The organism is Allobosea sp. (assembly GCF_035944895.1).
Classification (GTDB): domain Bacteria; phylum Pseudomonadota; class Alphaproteobacteria; order Rhizobiales; family Beijerinckiaceae; genus Allobosea.
Window position 1 is genome coordinate 936,097 of record NZ_DASZAT010000010.1, and the last position, 20,516, is coordinate 956,612.

The window sequence follows — 20,516 nt, forward strand, 5'->3', positions numbered from 1 at the left end:
CTCAGCCCTTGAGCCTGGTATTGCACTGGCTCCAGTAGCCGCCACCCTTCTCGATCCACTTCAGCTCGCCATTGGCATTGGCGGCCTTGTTGGCGTTGTACTGATCGACGCAGGTCTTGAGGCGCGCCTTGCCGGCCGTCTCGTCGGAGTACTTCGGCGACACTGCCTTCGGGAAGACCGCGGCCTTGGCCTTGCCGGCGGGCTTGGCCGGAGTGGTCGCAGCCGGCGTCGCCGCCGGGGCCTCCGTCACCGCCGCCGCCGCATCGTTGTCCGAGGCGTCGTCATCGGCGCAGTTGGCCTTGCGGAAATCGTTCCACTTCTGGCCCTTCAGCGTGTTCGCCTTCTTGGCGTCCTGATATTTGGTGCTGCACTCCTTCATGGTCAGGGCCGAGGCCGGCGCGCCGGCGAGGCCCATGGTCATCAGAGCAAGAGCGGTGGAGAACAGAAGCGTCTTCATGTGCAGTCTCCCTAGATCACGATGATTTTGGGTCGAACCGATCCAAAATCATGAACGTGATCGATTCTAGAGCTTAGAGCAGGATTCCTGCGAAAAACCGGTTCCCACTTTTTCGCATCCTGCTCTAGGCGATGAGTCGAGCTCGCCGCAGCGAGCTTAACCAACGATGGAAATCTCTGCCATCGCCCTGCGGCAACTTCTGGGCTAGTTGCGGGTTCCATCAGACCGCTCACAAGGGATTCCCCGATGAAGATCGCTTTTGCCTGCGCCATCCTTACTCTCGGCCTCACCGCCTGCACGACGCTGGAACAGCGCGTCAGCGGCGCGGCGGTCGGCGCCGGTACCGGGGCCGTCGTCGCGGGACCGGTCGGCGCCGTGGTCGGTGGGGCTGCCGGCGCGGTCAGCGCTCCGGCCGTGGTCCGCACCACGCGCCGTGCGACGCGCTAATCCGGACTGACGGCGGAACTCCGCCGCCGCTCCCTCGTTTCGACCATGAAGCCATTCGAGCCCACGGAGTCGAACGATGGACAACGACAAGCGCCTGCCGCCGGACGTGCCCTCCAGCGAGGATGAGATCGACCGTGCGACAGGCAGCGTCGCGGCCCGGGCCGCGGACCTCGCCAACCGCACCGCCGAGACCGTCAAGGACGGCTATGGCCGGGCAAAGGAAAAACTCGCCGAGATCGATCCGCGCGACACGCTGCGCGATGCAAGCCGCTATGCCCAGGAAACCGGCGAGGCCGCGGTCGAGACCGTCAACCGCCATCCGCTCGCAGCTTTCGCTGTCGGCGCCCTCAGCGTTGGCCTGATCGCCTGGGCGATGACGCCGCGTCGCTCCAGCTGGTCGAGTTGGCAGCCCGACACATCGGGCTGGAGCCGCATGCTGCGCGATTATGGCGACCAGGCGCTCCGCGCCGGGCGTGATTTCGTCGGCAGCGGCCGCGAGCAGCTCGAGCGCAGCCGCGATTATGCCGCCCGTGGCCAGGACTATCTCGACATGGGCCGCGACTATGCTCGCGAGGGCGGGCAGATGCTGATGAAGCGCGGCGAACGCGAGCCGCTCGCCGCCGTGGTCGGCGTCGGGCTTGCGCTCTATGTGATCGGCTCGCTGCTGAGTAGCGGCGGTACTAGCGGCCAGTCGCAGCCCGCAGCTCGCCGCCGCGCCAAGCGATAATCGAGCAGCAGGCGTCAGCCCCGCCGGGAGGCCTTCTCCGCCTGGCGAGCCGCCTGCTTCTCGGCCTCGCCGGCACGCACCAGGCTCTTGATCGCGAGCGGGCGCTTGCCCGACCTCTCGGCGATGACGCGATCCTGTTCCTGGATGGCGTCCAGCGCGGGATCGTCGCCATCGATCCCGCCGAGCAATTCGCTCGGCACGCGGCGGTTGGAGCTGCGCGAGCCGTCTTCGTAGAACACGTCGAACAGCACGAAGGCGGCATCGAGCGGCTTTGATTTCTTGCGAGCCATGGTTTGGATCCTGTCGGTTGGGCGATCCACCCGGCCGCTGCGCTGATGGCGGGCCGAAAGATCGCGAGGCCGCGCGAGGCAGCAGAATGCGATGGGGGCGAGGTAGACCCGTCCGGCTGGCAAGGCAAGCGGAACGGAGCATTGGCGGTGGCGCGGCCTAGGTCAGGCTCAGCGTCTCGGCGATCTCGGAATCGAGCACGAGGTCGTCGCTGGCGCCCATCAGCCAGAGCTTATTGGCTGTGAAGCGCAGAATCGGCCTGTCCCACCAGTGCCCGACTAAAGCGGCGAGCGCGGCTGCCTCGGCAACGTCGAGATCGTCGCTGAGGTTCCAGATGCCGACGACATAGAGATCGCTGGTCGGCCGCCCGAGCGCGCGCTGGAGGAGATGGAGCGCGTTCTGCCCGTCGCGGCGCTCCGGATAGAGCCGGAGATACAGCCGGCCGCGATTGACATTGCCCGAGAACAGGCCGCGCAGCTCCATGGCGACCGGCCCGATGCGCGACAGCGCCTCTCGCGCCGCAGGATCGATCACGGGCGGCGCACCGATCGAGAGGGAGCCGCACACCGTCGCATGCAGCTTCGCCTGCCGCCTGCTGACGATATCCCAGGCGATCTTGCTCGCGAACGGAGCCTCGCGCAGCTCCTGCTCGAGCTCCCGGTAGGCCGGCGCCTCCTGCAGGCCGAGCGTCGGCACGACCAGCGAATAGATCGGCGGGTGCCGGCCATTGTCGTAGTGGGTGCCGTCCTTGCGCGCGATCGCCTTGGGATGGGCCGGATCGATCAGCGGCAGATGCGCCAGGCGATAGCTGCCGTCGAGCGTCATCCCGGCACCGGCAGCGAAGGCCGTGCGGCTGCGGAGATAGGCGAGGTCTTCGTCGCCGATCAGGTCGATCCCGGCCGCCTCGCTCACGCCTTCAGCATCCACTCATGCGCGGGATCGTTGTGGAACTTCCAGATCCGCTTCGGCCCGGCCATGACGTTGAGATAATAGAGCTCGTAGCCATGCGGCGCGCCGACCGGGTGATAGCCCCTCGGTACCAGCACGACGTCGCCATCCGAGAACGCCATGGTCTCGTCGAGCGAGCGATCGTCGGTATAGACGCGCTGGAAGCCAAAACCCTGCGGCGGGTTGAGGCGGTGATAATAGGTCTCTTCCAGCAGCGATTCCGCCGGCAGATTGTCCTGGTCGTGCTTGTGCGGCGGATAGCTCGACCAGCAGCCCGAGGGCGTGATCACCTCGACGACGAGGAGTCCGTCGGCGGCTTCCGTCTCCGGCAGGATATTGCGGACATGGCGGGTATTGCTGCCCTCCCCGCGGGTCAGCGAGCCGACATCCGCAGGGCCGATGACTCGGGCCGGCCGCGCTCCGGCCTTGCCCGGCGCCGAGCAGATCGCGATTTCGCACGGCCCTTGCGCGGTGACGCTCCACTCCGAACCCGCCGGCACATAGAGCGACCACGGATCGGGCTCGAACGGCGAGGAACGCCCGCCGATCACGCCGAAGTCCTCACCCGCAGCACTGGCCGCAACCTTGCCGGAGAGCAGGACGAGGCAGTGCTCCCTGTCGCCGGTCTGGCGCGACAGGCTCTGCCCGGCGGCGAGCTTGTGCACGGTGAAGCCAACATGCTCCCAACCGGCCGTTTCGGGCGTGACCTCGTGGATGCGCCCCTCGGCATCGGGCGCCTGCGGCTTGACCAGCAGCTTCGACATGACCGTTCCGGGCTCAGGCGAGCCCGGCCTCCTTCAGGCTCTGCTTGAGATGGGCAACGCCCTTCTTGGCATAGGTCAGCGGATGCGCCTTCTCGGGATCCTGCTCGGCCTCGACCACGACCCAGCCGGAATAGCCCGGCAGCGCCTTGAACACAGCGGGGTAGTCGACCATGCCGTCGCCCGGCACGGTATAGACGCCGAGTTCGCTGCCCTTGCCGAGGATGGCGTCGAGGAAGCTCCAATCCTCGCGGCGCGCCTGCTCCATCACGCCCTTGCGCACATCCTTGGCATGAAAGTGGCTGATGCGGGCGCGGTAGCGCTCGGCAAGCTTCACCGGATCGGCCCCGCCCCAGGTCGCATGACCGGTGTCGAGCAGGAGATGCACCGCCTCGCCCGTCGCCGCCATGAAGGCGTCGATATCGGCCTCGCTCTCGACGATCGTGCCCATATGATGGTGGTAGACCAGCCGGACGCCCTCGGCGAGCGTGCGCTCGGCAACCTCAGTGATCCTGCGACCGAACTGCGCCCAGTCGCCCGCCGCCATCACCGGCCGCTGCGACAGAGGCTTGCTGCGGTCGCCATGGATCGCGTTCGAGGTCTCGGCGAAGACCAGCACGGTCGAGCCCATCGCCTTCAGCAGGTCGAGATGGGCACGCAGATGCTTCATCTCCTCATCGGCATCGCGCTTCAGCAGCTCCGCCGAATACCAGCCGGAGATGCAGGCCATGCCGAAGGGATCGAGCGCCGCCTTCAACGCGTTCGGCTCGCGCGGGAATTTGTGGCCGAGCTCCATCCCGACGAAGCCGGCTTCGCGAGCCTCGGCCAGGCAGGTTTCGAGCGGAGTCGCGCCGCCAATGTCCTGGAGATCGTCATTCGACCAGCCGATGGGGTTGGCGCCGATACGGATAGGCATGTCGTCCTCTTCGATTCAGTTGTCGCGCGCGGCGAGCGCGCCGTCATAGCGCTTGCGCGCCGCCTTGACCTCGTCGCGCACCGAAACCTCCGGCACCGCGACCTCCCACCAGTGCCCACCGGCATCGGTCGAGATCAGCGGGTCGGTGTCGATGACGATGACGCTGGTACGGTCATGCCCGCGCGCCTCGGCGAGCGCAGATTCCAGCTCGGCCAGACCAGCGACCTTGCGCGCGATCGCGCCCATCGAGCCGGCATGCGCGGCAAAGTCGATCTCCGGCAGAACCTCGTGTCTGCTGTCGCGCAGGAGATTGTTGAAGGATGCGCCGCCGGTCGCGTTCTGCAGGCGGTTGATGCAGCCGAAGCCTCTGTTGTCGAGCACGACGATGGTGAGCTTGATGCCGAGCATCACCGAGGTCGCGATCTCCGAATTCATCATCAGATAGGAGCCATCGCCGACCATGACGAAGACCTCGCGGGCAGGATCGGCGAGCTTCGCACCGAGGCCGCCGGCGATCTCGTAGCCCATGCAGGAATAACCGTATTCCATATGGTAGCCGCCGGGCGCGCCCGGCTGCCAGAGCTTGTGCAATTCGCCCGGCAGGCCGCCGGCTGCGCAGAGCACGACATCGCTCGCCCGGCTCTGGCGCTGCACCGCACCGATCACCTGCGCATCGCTGGGGAGCGTCTGGTTGCTCATCGCCGTGTAACGCGCGGCGGTTTCGAGCCAGGCATCGCGGGATGCCTGCACCTGCGCGCTCCAGCCGGCCGGCGCCTTCCAGCCCGACAGCGCGGCTTCCAGCTCGGCGAGGCCGGCCTTGGCATCGGCCACGAGCGGCCGTCCGCCATGCTTGGCCGCGTCGAAGGCTTGGGTGTTCAGCCCGATGATCTTGCACTCCGGATCGGCGAAGAGCGCGCGCGAGCCGGTGGTGAAATCCTGCAGGCGCGTGCCGACCGCGAGCACGACATCGGCATGCTTCGCGGCGTCGTTGGCGGCGCCGGTGCCGGTGACGCCGATCGCGCCGAGATTGAGCGGATGATCATGCGGTAGGGCACTCTTGCCGGCCTGCGTCTCGGCGCTCGGAATGCCATGCGCCAGGCAGAAACGGGCGAGCTCGCTTTCGGCCTCGCTGTAGAGCGTGCCACCGCCGGCGACGACCAGCGGCCGCTTCGCACCCTTCAGCAGCGCCACCGCCTGCCCCAGCTCCTGCTCGTCCGGACGCGTCCGGCGTGGCTGCCAGATCCGCTCGGCGAAGAAGCTTTCGGGATAATCATAGGCTTCCGTCTGCACGTCCTGGCACAAAGCCAGCGTCACCGGTCCGCATTCCGAGGGATCGGTCAGCACCTGCATCGCCCGCTCGAAGGCGGGGATCAGTTGCTCTGGCCGGGTGATGCGGTCGAAATAGCGCGAGACCGGCCTGAAGCAGTCATTGGCCGAGACGGTGCCGTCGCCGAAATCCTCGATCTGCTGCAGCACCGGATCAGGCCGGCGCCCGGCGAAGACGTCGCCGGGCAGCAGGAGCAGCGGCAAGCGATTGACATGCGCGACTGCGGCGGCTGTGACCATATTGGTCGCGCCCGGTCCGATCGAGCTGGTCACCGCCATCATCCGGCGCCGGCGCGAGGCCTTGGCGAAGGCGATCGCCGAGTGCGCCATCGCCTGCTCGTTATGGGCGCGCAATGTCGGCAGGATGTCGCGGGCGCCATGCAGCGCCTCGCCGAGCCCGGCGACATTGCCATGGCCGAAGATCGCCCAAACGCCGGCGAAGAGCGGCAGCGTGCGGCCACCGACGACGGCCTTCTGCGCCGCCATCGCTGCCACCAACGCCTGCGCCATGGTGAGCCTGATCGTGCTCATGCTCGCAATCTCCTCAGCGGCCTTGCCAGGCGTCGACCAGCCGGCCGAAGCGCTCGGCCATCATCGCGGTCGCGGCCTCGTCGTCGAGCTTGCCGGCGAGCCAGCCGCGCGCCGCCTCGCCAAAAATGCTGCGCCCGACCGCGAAACCTTTCACCGTCCTGGCAGTCTGCGCCAGCCGGAACGCCGCCTCCAGCTCCGGCAGCGGCGCATCGAGCCCGAGCAGCACGACACCGCGGCAATAAGGATCGTTTTCGGCAATCGCGGCGTCGACCACGGCCCAGGCCGCCGCGCTCGGCTGCCCCTCCAGCTTCCACCAATCGGGCCTGATGCCGATCGCGTACAGCCGGCGCATAACCGAGGCCATGGTGTCATCGCCGACCGGCCCGTTCTTCGAGCAGATGATCTCGACCAGGAGCTCGCGGCCGACCTGCCGGCAGGCGAGCGCGACGCGCTTCAAGGTCGCCTCCTGCTCGGCCTTCAGCGCCGGATCGTCATCCGGGTGATAGAAGGCCAGCACCTTGGCGACATGGTCGACCGGCCATTCGTTCAGGGCCGCGCCGAGCGAACCGTCCGCATCGGTTTCGAGCCGCAGCGGCCGCGAGCCCGGCACCTCCAGCGGCCGCGCCACCCAGAAGCCGTGATCGCCGGCGCGGAATAGCGCCTCGCGGCCATGGCGACCGTCGAGCAGCATGCCGAAGCCGTCGCTGCCCTTTGCGATCCGCGCCGCGGCATCGACGGCGAGCCGCTTGAAAAGCTGGATGCGCTCGCGCGGCACGCCAGCCTCGTCCGCCATCGCCTCGATCTGGGAGCGGTGATCGATGGCAAGAGCCATCAAAGTCGCGGCCTGCGGCCGGCGCGTCGTCGCCCAATGGACATGATTGATCGCCACGTCATGGCGCAGCGCGCGATGGGGCGAGCCATGCTTCAGGAAGAACTGCAGCTCCGCGAAAGTCGGGCTCTCCGGCGAGCAGAGCAGTCGCGAGACGGCGAAGGCGCCGCAGGCATTGGCCCAGGTGCAGCAGGTCTCGATCGGCTCGTCACGGAGATAGCCGCGCAGGAAGCCGGACATGAAGGCATCGCCGGCGCCCAGGACATTGTAGACCTCGACCGGGAAGCCCGGCCCCTTGATCCCGTCCTCGATCGAAGCGGGGATGGCACCCGGAAAGACCACGCAGCCCATCGGGCCGCGCTTGCAGACGATGGTCGCCTTGCTCAGGGCGCGGATGTTGCGGATCGCGGCGAGCGTGTCCTCCGAGCCGCCGGCGGCGTGCAGTTCCTCCTCGGTGCCGACGATCAGGTCGCAGTCCGGCAGGATCGCCTGGAGATGCTGGGTGACGCTGTCGGAACGGATATAGCGCTCCTCGCCCGCGCCATGCCCGGCGAGGCCCCAGAGATTGGGCCGGTAGTCGACATCGAACACGACCTTGCGGCCATGTTTGCGGGCAAGCGCGATCGCCTTGCGCTGCGCCTTGGCGGCGTTCGGAATGGCGAAATGCGTGCCGGTGACGACGACAGCCTTGGCCGAGGCGATGAAGGCCTCGTCGATCTCGCTTTCGTCGAGCGCCGCATCGGCACAGTCGGTGCGGTAGAAGATCAGCGGGAAGGTCTTCTCATCGCGCACGCCGAGAATCACCAGCGAGGTCAGGCGCTTGGGATCGACGACGACGCCCCTGGTCTCGACGCCCTCGCGCTGCAGCTGCTCCAGGATGAAGCGGCCCATCTGCTCGTCGCCGACGCGGGTGATCACCGCCGATTTCAGGCCGAGCCGGGCAGTGCCGATCGCGATATTGGTCGGGCAGCCGCCGACCGCCTTGGAGAACGAGGCCATGTCCTCCAGCCGGCCACCGATCTGCTGGCCGTAGAGGTCGACCGAGGAGCGGCCGATCGAGATCAGGTCGAGCACGGCTTCAGGCATCGGGGCGGGCTTTCTCGGCGGTGCCGACGGCGAGCGTCATGGCGAGTGCGAAGGTGGCGGACATCGAGCGGAAGGCACCGTAATCGGCCTCCTCGACCTCGAGCCAGAGCGAGCAATGCTGGGCGAGCGGGCTGAGCGCGCTGTCGGTGATCGCGATCACCGGAATGCCCTTGGCATGAGCCTGCGCTGCGATTCCGACCGTCGCCGGCGTGTAAGGCGCGCAGCTGACGGCGACGACGACGTCGCCTTCGCGCGCGATCGCCGCCTGCTCCGGCCCGAGCGAAGCGATATTGTCGACCAGCACCGCCCGGATGCCGAGCTTGCCGAAGGCGTAGGCGAGATAGGACACCACCGTGAACATCCGGCGCGCGCCAACCAGGATGATCGTCTCTGCCCCGGCGAGCAGGTCGGTCGCCCGATCGACATCACGATAGCGGACGGTCGCCTGCAGCCGTGTCAGCGAGCTGCGACTGGCCTCGACGAAACCGTCGAGCAGCACCTGCGCCATGTTCGGGCCGGCGGCGCCCTCATCACGCAAGGCCGCGAGGCGCTCGCGATAATCGGGGAATTGCTGGCGCAGCCGCGAGCGGAAGAGCTGCTGCAATTCGCTGAAGCCGGAATAGTCGAGCGCCTGGGCGAAGCGCACCAGGGTCGAGGCCTGCACGCCGGCCTGCTGCGCCACCTGCGCCGCGGTGCTGAGCGCCATGTCATCGGGGTTGGCGAGCGCATAGTCGGCGACCTGCCGCAAGCGTTTCGGCAGGTTCGGCCCGCGCTCGCGCAGCAGGGCGACGAAGCCGTCGAAATCGTCCTTTGGCGTTTCCTGCTGCACTTGCGACGACATGGGGAACGGGGCTCTCATGGCCTTGACTTGCGCCGGCAGAGAATGGAATGTTTGTTCCATTAGTCAAGCGCAATAAAAATAATGTGCCATTGTGACAATGGCGCTCCCAGGGAGAAACCGAGGTGCCCGAGCCAACCCACTTTCGCCGCGACCTCGACGGCAAGGTCGCCGTCGTCACCGGCGGCAGCCAGGGCCTTGGCGAGGCGATCGCCCGGGAATTCGCCGCGCGCGGCGCCACCGGCCTTGTCCTCACCGGCCGCAATCGCGAGCGCGGCGAAAAGGTCGCCAACAGCCTGAAGGCGGCCGGCTGCAACGCCCTGTTCCACGCCGCGGACCTTGCCGATCTCGACGCCGTCCGCGGGATCGTCCCGGCCGCCGAGCAAGCTTTCGGCCGGCTCGACATCCTCGTCAACGCTGCCGGCGACACCGATCGCGGTACGATCTTCGATACCAGCCCTGAGCTCTATGCCCGCATCATGGCGGTTAACCTGACCGCGCCCTTCTTCCTGATCCAGGACGCCGCGACCCTGATGCGCAAGCAGGGCATCCAGGGCGCCATCGTCAACATCCAGTCGATGTCGGCCCATGGCGGCCAGCCCTTCCTCTCCGCCTACAGCGTCTCGAAGGGCGCACTGGCGACTCTGACGAAGAACGCCGCCTACGGGCTGCTTTCCGACCGCATCCGCGTCAACGGCCTCAATATCGGCTGGATGGCGACGCCCGGCGAGGACGCGATCATGCGCCTGCGCCATGATGCGCAGGATGGCTGGCTGGAGAAAGCAGAGGCCGGCCGTCCCTTCGGCCGCCTGATCGATCCGCGCGAGGTCGCCAAGGCCGTCGCCTATCTGGCGTCATCCGAATCGGGGCTGATGACAGGCGCCAATGTCGACTTCGACCAGACCATTCTCGGCGCGCACGACTGAGCGCCGGAGCACTCTCGAACCGCAGGACCACGGACGTGATGAGATTTGGATTGCTGGGCGCCGGCCGGATCGGGCGCATTCACGGGCTCAATGTGGCGGCGCGCTCCGATGCGCAGCTGGTCGCGCTCTCCGACGCTTCCGCCGAGGCCGCCGCCTCGCTCGCTCAGGCGTCCGGCGCCAAGGTCGCCAGCACCGAGGCGATCCTCGCCGATAGCGGCATCGACGCCGTGGTGATCTGCACGCCGACCGACACCCATGCAGACCTGATCGAGGCCGCCGTCTCGGCCGGCAAGGCCGTGTTCTGCGAGAAGCCGGTCGATCTCGACGCCGGCCGCATCCGCCGCTGCCTCGAGGTGGTCTCGAAATCCGGCAAGCCGCTGATGATCGGCTTCAACCGCCGCTTCGACCCGAACTTCGCCGCTCTGGAAGGCCGCCTGCGCGCCGGCGAGGCCGGTGCGATCGAGATCGTCAGCGTGATCTCGCGCGACCCCGGCCCGCCGCCGGTCGAGTACGTCAAGCGCTCGGGCGGGCTCTTCCGCGACATGATGATCCATGATTTCGACATGGCCCGCTTCCTCCTCGCCGAGGAGCCGGTCGAGGTCTTCGCGCTCGGCTCGGCGCTGGTCGATCCGGCGATCGGCCAGGCCGGCGACGTCGACACCGCCGCCGTGCTGATGCGCACCGCCAGCGGGCGTATCGCCCAGATCTCCAATTCGCGCCGCGCAACTTACGGTTACGACCAGCGCATCGAGGTGCATGGCTCCAAGGGCATGCTGCGCGCCGGCAACATCCACGAGACCACGGTGGAGATCGCGACCGGCGCCGGCTTCCGCGCCGACCCCGTGCAGAACTTCTTCCTGGAGCGCTATGCCGCCGCCTACCGCACCGAGCTCGACGCCTTCGTCAGCGCCTGCCGCGACAAGCGCGCGCCCTCGCCGTCGGGCCTCGATGGGCTGAAGGCCCAGATCCTGGCCGATGCCGCTACCGAATCGCGCCGCACTGGCAAGCCGGTCGCCGTCTCGCTGGAATCGCTGTGATGACGCCTGCCGAACTCGATCTGCGCCAATACGCCGTGCTCGGCCTCGTCGATGAGGCGAGCCGGCTGGCGCTCGATTATTTCGGGCGCAAGGACAGTCTCGGCATCAGCATGAAAGGCGCGCAGGACTGGCTCACCGTCGCCGACGGCGCGGTCGAGACTTTCTTGCGCGAGCGTCTCGCCGTACTCTTCCCCAATGACGCCGTGATCGGCGAGGAAGGCGGCGGCGAAGCGGCCGATGCGGTCTGGATCATCGATCCGATCGACGGCACCTCGAACTTCGCCCGCGGCGACCGCACCTGGTGCATCTCGATCGGCCTCTTGCTCAACGGCGTGCCCGAGATCGGCATCATCTCGGCGCCGGCACTGGGTGAGGTCTATTTCGGCCGCCGTGGCCGCGGCGCGACCATGAACGGCGAACCGATCAAGGTCTCCGGCACCGCCGACATCCGCCGCGCCTATCTCGAATTCGGCTGGTCGACGCGCGTGCCCACCGAGGAATACCTCGCGACTGTCGGCCGCGGCTTCGCTGCCGGCGCCTCGGTCAAGCGCTCCGGTTCCGGCGCGCTCGGCCTCTGCCATGTCGCGATCGGCCGCACCGAAGCCTATGCCGAACTGCACATCAACGCCTGGGACGTCGCCGCCGGCTTGGTGATCGCGACCGAGGCCGGCGCCGACGTCAACGACTTCTTCGCGGGCGATGCGATCAAGGCCGGAAATCCAGTGCTGTGCTGCACCCCGGAGCTGACTGCCGAACTGGAACGCATCACCGGAATAGTAAGCCGGCACAATAGCCGTTGATCTTTGCCGACGACCGGTCACTATCGACCCAACAAGAACAGACAGAACCAGATATCGGGAGGAAGACCATGCAGAAACACCACTGGCTTCGCGCCGGGCTTTTTGCGGCCGCCACGAGCGCGGCCTTCGCCGCGGCTCCGGCCCAGGCCCAGGGCTCGCTCGTCATGTATTGCGGCGTGCAGGAGGAATGGTGCCGCGCCATGAGCGGCGCCTTCGAAAAGGAAACCGGCATCAAGGTCGCGATGACCCGCAAATCGGCAGGCGAGATCTACGCCCAGCTCAAGGCGGAATCGTCCAATCCGCGCGGCGACATCTGGTGGGGCGGCACCGGCGACCCGCATCTGCAGGCGGCCGAGGAAGGCCTGACGCAGGAATATGAGTCGCCCGCCAACAAGGACCTGCACGAATGGGCGCTGGCGCAGTGGGAAGCCGCCAAGAAGCGCTCGGTCGGCATCTATGCCGGCGCGCTCGGCTTCGGCTACAACACCCAGCAGATCAAGGCTAAGGGCCTGAATGAGCCCAAATGCTGGGCCGACCTGCTCGATCCCAAGCTGAAGGACGACGTGCAGGTCGCCGACCCCAACTCGTCCGGCACCGCCTACAACCTGCTCGCCACGGTGGTGCAGCTGATGGGCGAGGACAAGGGCTTCGACTATCTCAGGGCCCTGCACAAGAACATCAGCCAGTACACCAAGTCGGGCGCGGCGCCGGCCAAGGCGGCGAGCCTCGGCGAGACCGCCGTCGGCATCGTCTTCATCCATGACGCCGTCGTCTTCGCCGTGCAGGGCGACCCGATCAAGGCCGTCGCCCCCTGCGAGGGCACCGGTTACGAGATCGGCTCGATGTCGATCGTCAAGGGTGCGCGCAATCTCGACAACGCCAAGAAGTTCTACGACTGGGCGCTGACCCCGGCGGCGCAGGCGCTCGCCGCGCCGGCCAAGTCCTACCAGGTGCCGTCGAACAAGAACGCGCCGGTTCCGGCCCAGGCTCCGAAGATGTCGGACATGAAGCTGATCAAGTACGACTTCGTCAAATACGGCTCTTCGGCCGAGCGTGTCCGGCTGCTGACCAAATGGGACAAGGAGATCAAGGCGCTTCCCAAGTGAGCGCATGCTGATCGCTGACATCTGAGACGAGAGGCGAGAGACGATGCGTCCCGCGACGAGGCTTGCGCTGCTGGCCGGTTGGCTCGGCTATGCGCTCATCCCCTGGTACCTGCCCGAAGGGATGAGCCTTACCGGCTATCCGTTCGGCAAGGCCGGAACGGCGCTGGCGCTCGTGCTCTCGGGGGCAGCGCCCTGGCTTGCGCCGGTCGGCATCGCCCTCCTGCTCGCCAGCCTGTTCGCCTTCCGGCAGGAGAATGCCGGCACCGGCAAGCTCCTGGCCTGGATCGGCTTTGCCGGCCTCGCCTTCTTCTTCGCCCAGGGCTTCTCCGTCACGCTCAAGGACCAGGGCATGCCGGCGCTGGCTGCCCTGCTCGGCGGGGTGGGCGCTGCCCAGCCCGGCATGGGCTTCGGCGCGCTGATCACCCTGGTCTCGCTGCTGCTGCTGCTCTGCCACGGCCTCGCCTATCGCGGCCTGTGCCGTGGCGACCTGTTCACGACCTCCTCGATCGGCATCGTCATCATGCTGATCGCGCTGTTCATCTTCCTGCCGGTCGCGGTGATCCTGCGCAGCGCGCTGGTCGATTCCAGCGGCGCGCTCGTCTTCGGCGAGTTCGTCGAGCGCCTGTTCAGCCCGACGATCTGGGGGCTGGGTTGTCTCAGCGCCAACACCAATTGCGGCGTCGCCTGGAACACCCTGATCCTGGCGGTGCTGACCGGGCTGATTACCACCCTGCTCGGCCTCGCTTGCGCATTGCTGATCCTGCGCACCGGCATGCCCGGCAAGCGCGCCATGCGCCTGCTCACCGTGCTGCCGATCATCACGCCGCCCTTCGTCATCGGCCTGGCGCTGATCCTGCTCTTCGGCCGCTCCGGCCTGTTCTCGACGCTGATGTTCGACTGGTTCGGCATTCCGCGCTCGCGCTGGATCTATGGCCTGCCCGGCGTGCTGCTCGCCCAGGTGCTCGCCTTCGCCCCGATCGCCTTCCTCGTGCTGATCGGCGTGGTGCAGGGCATCGCGCCAAGCCTGGAGGAAGCCTCGCAGACGCTCGGCGCCAAGCGCTGGACCACCTTCCGCACGGTGACCTGGCCCTTGCTGCGGCCGGGCCTCGCCAACGCCTTCCTGCTCGGCTTCGTCGAGAGCATGGCCGACTTCGGCAATCCGCTGGTGCTCGGCGGCAATTTCGAGGTGCTCTCGACCAAGATCTTCTTCGCCGTGGTCGGCGCAGCGCACAACCAGGGCCAGGCGGCGGTGCTCGCCGTCGTCCTGCTCGGCTTCACGCTCGCCGCTTTCTGGGCTCAGCAGCGGTGGCTCGGCGGCAAGTCCTACACCACCGTCACCGGCAAGGGCGATTCCGGCCTGCCGACGCCATTGCCGCGCCGCATCACCTGGATTTCGGCACTGGTGATCGGCCCCTGGGTGGCGCTGACCGCGGTCATCTACGTCGTCATCCTGATGGGCGGCTTCGTCAAGACGATGGGGCGCGACTACACCCCGACGCTGCAGCACTACATCACCGGCTTCTCGATCGATTTCAGCCGCGGGCTCTATTTCGACGGCTCGGCCTGGCCGTCCTTCTTCACCACGCTGAAGCTCGCGGCGATCTCGGCGCCGCTGACCGCGATCATCGGCCTGCTCACCGCCTATCTCCTGACCCGTCAGCGTTTCGCCGGCCGCGGTGCGCTGGAATTTGCGACCATGCTGAGCTTCGCCATTCCCGGCACCGTGCTCGGCGTCGCCTATATCCTCGCCTTCAACGTGCCGCCGGTCGAGATCACCGGCACCGGACTGATCCTCGTCATCGCCTTCGTCTTCCGCAACATGCCGGTCGGCGTGCGCTCCGGCATCGCCGGGCTGTCGCAGATCGACAAGAGCCTGGACGAGGCTTCGGCGACGCTGTCGGCCCGCAGCTTCACCACGCTCTGGCGGGTGGTGCTGCCGCTGCTGCGCCCGGCCCTCGTCGCCGCGCTGGTCTACAGCTTCGTGCGCAGCATGACGACGGTGAGCGCCGTGATCTTCCTGGTCTCGGCCGAATACAACCTCGCCACCGCCTATATCGTCGGCCGCGTCGAGGCCGGCGAGTTCGGCCTCGCCATCGCCTATTCCTCGGTGCTGATCGTGGTGATGGCGATCGGCATCAGCCTGATCCAGCTCGGCGTCGGCGAGCGCAAGCTCGGCCGGCGCGGCACCACGCCCGCACTCGCCTCCTCCGCCGCCGAGCCGATCAAGTAAGGATACGTTGCAGCCATGCCCAAGGCCGGCCCTGCCTCCGTCGAGTTCCGCAATGTCAGCATGCGCTATGGCGCAGTGACGGCGGTCGACAATGTCAGCTTCTCGATCGAGGCCGGCAAGCTCGTCACGCTGCTCGGCCCCTCCGGCTGCGGCAAGACCACGACTTTGCGCATGATCGCCGGGCTGGAGATCGCCAGCGAAGGGCAGATCATGATCGGCGACAAGGACGTGACCCGGCTCTCCGCCGCCGATCGCGACGTCAGCATGGTCTTCCAGTCCTATGCGCTCTTCCCGCATATGAGTGTGCTCGAGAATGCCGCCTACGGCCCGACCGTGAAGGGCCTGTCCAAGGCCAAGGCGCAGGAGATGGCGCTGGAGAAGCTGGCGCTGGTTGGCCTCAAGGGCTTCGAGAAGCGTTTCCCCTCGGAGCTCTCAGGCGGCCAGCAGCAGCGCGTCGCCGTCGCCCGCGCCCTCGTGCTGGAGCCGCAGGTGTTGCTCTTCGACGAGCCGCTCTCCAATCTCGACGCCAAGCTACGCCGGCGCGTGCGCGAGGAGATCCGCGAGCTGCAGCAGGCGCTCAACCTCACCGTCGCCTATGTCACGCACGATCAGGAGGAGGCGCTCGCCGTCTCCGACCGGATCATCGTGATGTCGAACGCCCGCATCGCCCAGCAGGGCACACCGCGCCAGCTCTATGAGGAGCCTGCCGACGCCTTCGTTGCCGACTTCATCGGCGATGCCAACATGGTCGAGGTCACCGTGACATCAGTTGCCGACGGGCGTGCGCAGGTGGCGATCGGGCCGGCCAGCGTCTCGTTGCCTTCGCGCGGCCTGCAGCCGGGACCTGCAAAGGCGGCAATCAGACCGCAGAGCCTCCTGGTCTCGCGCCATGAGAGCCAGGGCACGCTGCCGGGTAATGTCCGCAAATGCGCTTATCTCGGCAACCATCTCGACCTGATGATCGAGACCGCCGTGGGCGAGCTCTTCGTCATCAGCCACGATGTCGACGACATGTCGCTGCCAGGCACGCCTGTCTGGCTCTCCTTTGCCAGCTCGGGCGTGATCCTGGTGCCCTAGAGCCGGATGATTTCAGATGGAATCGCCTGGCGATGCCATCTGAAATCTGAATCCGTCTCTCATCAAAGAGTTAGAGCAGGATCACAGCGAAAAACCGGTTCCCACTTTTTCGCATCCTGCTCCAAGCCTCCGCCGATCGGCCTCAGCCGCCGACGTGGAAGGAATAGCTCGCGCCGATGCCGACCGAGAACTGGTTGCGCTGGCCGAGCTGCTCGACGAGCGGCGAGTTGCCGGCATCCCCGACCAGGCGGTCATAGCGGGCGAACAGCGTGGTCGAGAAGCTCGGCGACCACGCATATTCCAGCGACGAGGCGAGACCGACCGATTTGGCGCCGGCGCCGGGCTTGTAGGCCTGGATCGTGCCGTTGAGCGCGGCTTCGCCCGGGAGAACGCCGAAGTTCCTGCGCATATAGGAAGCGCTGCCGAGCGAGGCGCGCGGACCGACCGCGAAGGTGAAGGCGCCGAAGCGCTCGACCCAGTCGGCCGAGAAGTCGGCGACCACGCCATGGTGGCCGTTGAAGCCCTGGCGGACCTCGACGCGGGTGCGCAGCCGCTCGGGAATGACCCAGTACTCGGCGAAGACGCCAGCCTCGATCGCCCAGGGCACGTCGCGCATGCCCAGAAGCCGGATGCTCGAGCCCGAATAACGGCCGGAGCGATAATTGCCGACGACGCCGACATCGAAGCGGTCGGTATCGTAGATCGCATAGTCGAAGCTGTCGTCCGGAGCGCTGAAGCCGGCCGGCTCGCCGGCACGACGCCAGGACAACGAGGGCATGAAGGACGGCCCGGCCGAGTTTGCCCCGTCATATTTTGGGCCGACCTGGAAGGAGCCACCCAGCGTGACGATCCAGCCCTTGGCCGGCGTCGGATCGGTCAGGACCTTCTTGGTATCGTCATCGTCGTCGTCATCGTCGTTCGCCCGCACCGCTCCGTTCGAAAGGACGAGCAGCGCGGCGATCCCGGCCAGGACGGCGACATGCCGGCGTCGAGACCGGCTTTCGCGACGTACGAGAGAAAGCATGGAAGGGGTCATCCCGTGAGTCGTCAGTCCGCGATGGCGCGGCCCAGCCTAATACCGAGTTTCTTAATGCGGTGCCAAAGGCTTCTTTCCGCTATGCCTAGCAATTTCGCAGCCCTGACCTGCACGCCGTCGCTGCGCCGGAGCGCCTCGATGATGAAATCGCGCTCGATCCGTTCAAGCTCGGCGTCGAGATCGCGGGGCAAGGTGTCGCGGTCGCTGCGGCGTGTGGTGCTGAACAGGTCCTGCGGCAGGTCGGTGGCATCAATTGTTGACGTCTTGGCGACGATCACCGCCCTTTCGATGCAGTTGTGCAGCTCCCGAATGTTGCCCGGCCAGTCATAGGCGGCCATCGCAGTCAGGGCGGCCGGCGAGAACCCGCTCGCCCGCTTGCCCATCGCTTCGGCGAGCTCGGCGAGGAAATGCGACGACAGCAGCGGGATGTCGTCGGCGCGGTCACGCAGCGGCGGCAGCAGGATCGGGAAGACGTTGAGGCGATAGAACAGATCCTCGCGGAAGCTGCCTTTGTCGACGGCCTGCCGCATGTCCTTGTGCGTCGCCGCGACCAGCCTGACGTCGACCGTCTGGGTCCGGGTCGCGCCGACCGGCTCGAAGCTGCGCTCCTGGATCACCCGCAGCAGCTTGGCCTGGATCGGCAGCGGCATGTCGCCGATCTCGTCGAGGAAGAGCGTGCCGCCATCGGCCGCGGCGAAACGCCCGGTGCGGTTGGCGAGCGCCCCGGTGAAGGCGCCCTTCACATGGCCAAACAGTTCGCTTTCCAGCAGGGTCTCGGGAATTGCCGCGCAATTGACCGCGATGAAGGGCTTGTTGCGCCGCGGGCTGTTGAAGTGGATCGCCTTGGCGACCAGCTCCTTGCCGGTGCCGCTCTCGCCGTTGAGCAGCACGGTCGCCTTTGTCTCACAGACCTCGGTGACCTGCTCGATCACACGACGGAACGAGGCGCTGTTGCCGATCAGCGTGTCGAAGCTGTAGCGGCCTTCGAGTTCGCTACGCAGCCTTTCATTGTCCCGCACCACATCGGCGAGGCGCAGCGCCCGCCTGATCGTGGCCGAGACGTCATCGATCTCGAAGGGCTTGGCGATGTAGTCGAACGCGCCCTCCTTGACGAGGTCGACCGCGTCGCGCACCGCGGCGAAGGCGGTGATGATGATGACCGGCACCTCCGGCCAGCGACTGCGGACCTCGCGCAGCAGCGCCCGCCCGTCCATCACCGGCAGCCGCAGGTCGGTCAGCACCAGGTCGAAGCGCGCCTGCTCGAGCTCGCCAAGCGCGGCGCGCGCGCTGTGGACGGCCGTCGCGCGGAAGCCGAGGTCCTCCAGTGCCGCCGCCAGCACGTCGGCAAGCCGCACCTCGTCGTCGACGACCAGGATGGAATGGCTCATGCCGGCGCCCCCGGTTTCGCTCGCGGCAATGCGATGGTGAAGGCCGCTCCCCTCCCCGGCTCGCAGACGCAGGTGGCGCTGCCGCCATGGGCTTCCGCCACGGTCTGTACCTTGGCAAGCCCGAGCCCGGTTCCCTTGGCCTTGGTGGTGAAGAACGGGTTGAAGATCTCCGGGCGGATCGCGTCCGGCACGCCTGCGCCTTCGTCGCTGATCGTCAGCGAGACGCTCTCCCCGGTAGCACGCACGCTGGCATGGATCGTGCCCCCCTCCGGCATCGCGTCGATCGCGTTGAGGACGAGGTTGAGGCAGGCCTGGTAGAGCTGGTCGGGGTCGCCGAGGACGGTGGCGCCGCCACTGGAATCATCGACCGAGAGTTCGATCTTCTGGCGGGAGAACTCGGGCGCCGCGATGGCCCCTACGCGATCGATCACCGCGCGCAAGGGGAGCTCGACCTTTGCCGGCGGCTTGGGCTGGGCGAAATCGAGAAAGTCCCGCACCAGCGTCTCGATGCGACGGACCTCGTCGATGACATAGCCCAGCATCTTCTCCTCGGCCCCGCCGAGCTTGGCGCGGTTGCGCACCACCTCCGTCGAGGTCTTGATGATCCCCAGTGGATTGCGCACCTCATGGGCGATCACCATCGCCGCCTGGCCGAGCGCCGAAAGCCGGTCCTTTCGCCTGAGCTCTGCCTCGAGCTCCTGCAGCTTGCCGAGCTGTTCGGCCATGCCGTTGAAACCGGAGGCGAGCTCGACGATCTCGCGCCCACCACCCGCCGAGACGCGCTGGCCAAAATCCCCCGCCGCGATCGCGCGCACGCCATGGGTCAGCGCGCGCAGGGGGCGCACCAGCAGATCCGAGGTCAGGATGCCGACGACGATCGAGATCGCGCTGCCGAGCAGGAAGATGCCGAGGAACAGGCTCTCCCGGCCGAGCTGCTCGAAGAAGCCCGCCTCGCTGCGCATGCCGATGAAGCTGATCGCGGCAAGCTGGCCGTCAATGCCGCGCAGGCCCGCATAGACGGCACGGTAGGCGCCGCCATCGGCATCGGAGTCGAAGATGCCGTCCTCTCCGGCCTCCAGCCTGGCTCTTATGGCCTCCGGCACGACGGCTGCGCGGTCGGAATGCGTCTGCATCACCAGTTCGGGCTTGCCGTCGAACAGGGCGAAGAAGCGGATCTCAAGCGCCGTCACCACCTTGATGCCGCCGAAAGAGCTTTCATCGAGCCAGGTCCCGACCAGGAGATTGGCTGGCTGGCCGCCGATCTGCACGGCCTGGACGGCGCCCGCCATGATCCAGCGCTTGCCGTCGGTCTCGATCCGGAACAGGCCGAGGCTGGTCTCGGTCGGCAATGGGGCGAGGCTGCTGAAATCGCGTGTTTTGAACAGCACCTCGCCGCCCGGACGATAAATCGCGATCAGGTCGTAGCCGACCGAGTTCAGCACCGCGAACTCGCGCTCGACAGTGCGCTGCATCTTGTGGTCATCGCTCGACTGCTCGAGCCGGTGGCCGATCACGCCGGCAACGCGCTGCGCCTCCTGCGTCGCCTCGGCGATCTCCAGCGCGAAGAAGCGTGAGGTATCGCCGAGCCATTGCTCGACATTGTCCTCGAAGGCGTCCGAGATCAGCTTGGCAGCGATGAAGGCGGAGGCCAGCATCGCCGGCACGCTGACCAGCATGAAACCGATCACCAGCCTGAATCGGAGCGAGGCCATCCGCGTCGACATGCTGGATCTCGTTTCCTTCAGCTTCGGCCGCCGGCCGT

Annotated in this window: 19 protein-coding genes; 8 read left to right on the plus strand and 11 right to left on the minus strand. The window is 67.2% G+C overall.

All coding sequences use genetic code 11. The features are described from left to right. Window position 1 precedes the first annotated feature (1 nt). Entirely contained in the window at window positions 2-457 is a 456-nt protein-coding gene (locus VGV58_RS20145; protein WP_326875800.1) for a hypothetical protein, read from the minus strand. A 246-nt stretch (window positions 458-703) separates the two neighbouring features. Here VGV58_RS20145 and VGV58_RS20150 point away from each other — a divergent pair, with 246 nt between their 5' ends. Both VGV58_RS20150 and VGV58_RS20155 read left to right on the plus strand, forming a co-directional pair. Continuing rightward, a complete protein-coding gene (locus VGV58_RS20150) occupies window positions 704-904 on the plus strand; it encodes a hypothetical protein (RefSeq protein WP_326875801.1) in 201 nt (66 codons plus the stop codon). Window positions 905-980: 76 nt separating this feature from the next. Next, window positions 981-1,631: a hypothetical protein gene (locus VGV58_RS20155; protein ID WP_326875802.1), complete on the plus strand. Its 651-nt coding sequence runs from the start codon at window positions 981-983 to the stop codon at window positions 1,629-1,631. 14 nt (window positions 1,632-1,645) lie between these two features. On the opposite strand, the gene VGV58_RS20160 is transcribed toward VGV58_RS20155, so the two are convergent. The 7 genes from VGV58_RS20160 to VGV58_RS20190 form a co-directional block, all read right to left on the minus strand. After that, complete coding sequence (locus VGV58_RS20160; RefSeq protein WP_326875803.1) at window positions 1,646-1,921, minus strand: hypothetical protein; 276 nt, start codon at window positions 1,919-1,921, stop codon at window positions 1,646-1,648. A gap of 157 nt (window positions 1,922-2,078) precedes the next feature. Continuing rightward, window positions 2,079-2,831 carry a hypothetical protein gene (locus VGV58_RS20165; RefSeq protein WP_326875804.1) on the minus strand — a complete coding sequence of 251 codons (753 nt, stop codon included), beginning with the start codon at window positions 2,829-2,831 and terminating at the stop codon, window positions 2,079-2,081. Continuing rightward, entirely contained in the window at window positions 2,828-3,631 is an 804-nt protein-coding gene (gene iolB / locus VGV58_RS20170) for a 5-deoxy-glucuronate isomerase (protein ID WP_326875805.1), read from the minus strand. The genes VGV58_RS20165 and iolB overlap by 4 nt, the downstream gene beginning before the upstream one ends. 13 nt (window positions 3,632-3,644) lie before the next feature. Then, on the minus strand, window positions 3,645-4,544 hold the full coding sequence (gene iolE / locus VGV58_RS20175) for a myo-inosose-2 dehydratase (RefSeq protein ID WP_326875806.1): 900 nt from the start codon (window positions 4,542-4,544) through the stop codon (window positions 3,645-3,647). Window positions 4,545-4,559: 15 nt separating this feature from the next. Continuing rightward, window positions 4,560-6,401, minus strand: coding sequence for a 3D-(3,5/4)-trihydroxycyclohexane-1,2-dione acylhydrolase (decyclizing) (gene iolD, locus VGV58_RS20180; protein WP_326875807.1), 1,842 nt, complete (start codon window positions 6,399-6,401; stop codon window positions 4,560-4,562). A gap of 13 nt (window positions 6,402-6,414) precedes the next feature. Further along, window positions 6,415-8,316, minus strand: coding sequence for a bifunctional 5-dehydro-2-deoxygluconokinase/5-dehydro-2-deoxyphosphogluconate aldolase (locus VGV58_RS20185; RefSeq protein WP_326875808.1), 1,902 nt, complete (start codon window positions 8,314-8,316; stop codon window positions 6,415-6,417). Then, entirely contained in the window at window positions 8,309-9,157 is an 849-nt protein-coding gene (locus tag VGV58_RS20190; protein ID WP_326875809.1) for a MurR/RpiR family transcriptional regulator, read from the minus strand. Before VGV58_RS20190 ends, VGV58_RS20185 begins: the two co-directional genes overlap by 8 nt. Before the next feature lie 122 nt (window positions 9,158-9,279). On the opposite strand from VGV58_RS20190, the gene VGV58_RS20195 reads away from it, so the two are divergent. The 6 genes from VGV58_RS20195 (at window position 9,280) to VGV58_RS20220 (ending at window position 16,330) form a co-directional block, all read left to right on the plus strand. Then, window positions 9,280-10,080 carry an SDR family oxidoreductase gene (locus VGV58_RS20195; RefSeq protein ID WP_326875810.1) on the plus strand — a complete coding sequence of 267 codons (801 nt, stop codon included), beginning with the start codon at window positions 9,280-9,282 and terminating at the stop codon, window positions 10,078-10,080. Window positions 10,081-10,115: 35 nt separating this feature from the next. Beyond that, window positions 10,116-11,117 (plus strand): inositol 2-dehydrogenase, encoded by a 1,002-nt coding sequence (iolG, locus tag VGV58_RS20200; RefSeq protein WP_326875811.1) that lies wholly within the window; start codon window positions 10,116-10,118, stop codon window positions 11,115-11,117. Continuing rightward, complete coding sequence (locus VGV58_RS20205; RefSeq protein WP_326875812.1) at window positions 11,117-11,917, plus strand: inositol monophosphatase family protein; 801 nt, start codon at window positions 11,117-11,119, stop codon at window positions 11,915-11,917. Before iolG ends, VGV58_RS20205 begins: the two co-directional genes overlap by 1 nt. Before the next feature lie 68 nt (window positions 11,918-11,985). After that, window positions 11,986-13,023, plus strand: a complete 1,038-nt coding sequence (locus VGV58_RS20210) for an ABC transporter substrate-binding protein (RefSeq protein ID WP_414644028.1) — start codon at window positions 11,986-11,988, stop codon at window positions 13,021-13,023. Window positions 13,024-13,066: 43 nt separating this feature from the next. Further along, window positions 13,067-15,253 carry an ABC transporter permease gene (locus tag VGV58_RS20215; RefSeq protein WP_326875813.1) on the plus strand — a complete coding sequence of 729 codons (2,187 nt, stop codon included), beginning with the start codon at window positions 13,067-13,069 and terminating at the stop codon, window positions 15,251-15,253. 15 nt (window positions 15,254-15,268) lie between these two features. Continuing rightward, window positions 15,269-16,330: an ABC transporter ATP-binding protein gene (locus VGV58_RS20220; RefSeq protein WP_326875814.1), complete on the plus strand. Its 1,062-nt coding sequence runs from the start codon at window positions 15,269-15,271 to the stop codon at window positions 16,328-16,330. A 142-nt stretch (window positions 16,331-16,472) separates the two neighbouring features. Here VGV58_RS20220 and VGV58_RS20225 read toward each other — a convergent pair whose 3' ends face one another. Genes VGV58_RS20225 through VGV58_RS20235 form a run of 3 tightly spaced genes read right to left on the minus strand, consistent with a single transcriptional unit; the run spans window position 16,473 to window position 20,478 of the window. Further along, window positions 16,473-17,354 (minus strand): MipA/OmpV family protein, encoded by an 882-nt coding sequence (locus tag VGV58_RS20225; RefSeq protein ID WP_326875815.1) that lies wholly within the window; start codon window positions 17,352-17,354, stop codon window positions 16,473-16,475. Between the two features lie 23 nt (window positions 17,355-17,377). Then, complete coding sequence (locus tag VGV58_RS20230; RefSeq protein ID WP_326875816.1) at window positions 17,378-18,754, minus strand: sigma-54-dependent transcriptional regulator; 1,377 nt, start codon at window positions 18,752-18,754, stop codon at window positions 17,378-17,380. Next, window positions 18,751-20,478, minus strand: coding sequence for a sensor histidine kinase (locus VGV58_RS20235; protein ID WP_326875817.1), 1,728 nt, complete (start codon window positions 20,476-20,478; stop codon window positions 18,751-18,753). Before VGV58_RS20235 ends, VGV58_RS20230 begins: the two co-directional genes overlap by 4 nt. Window positions 20,479-20,516 lie beyond the last annotated feature (38 nt).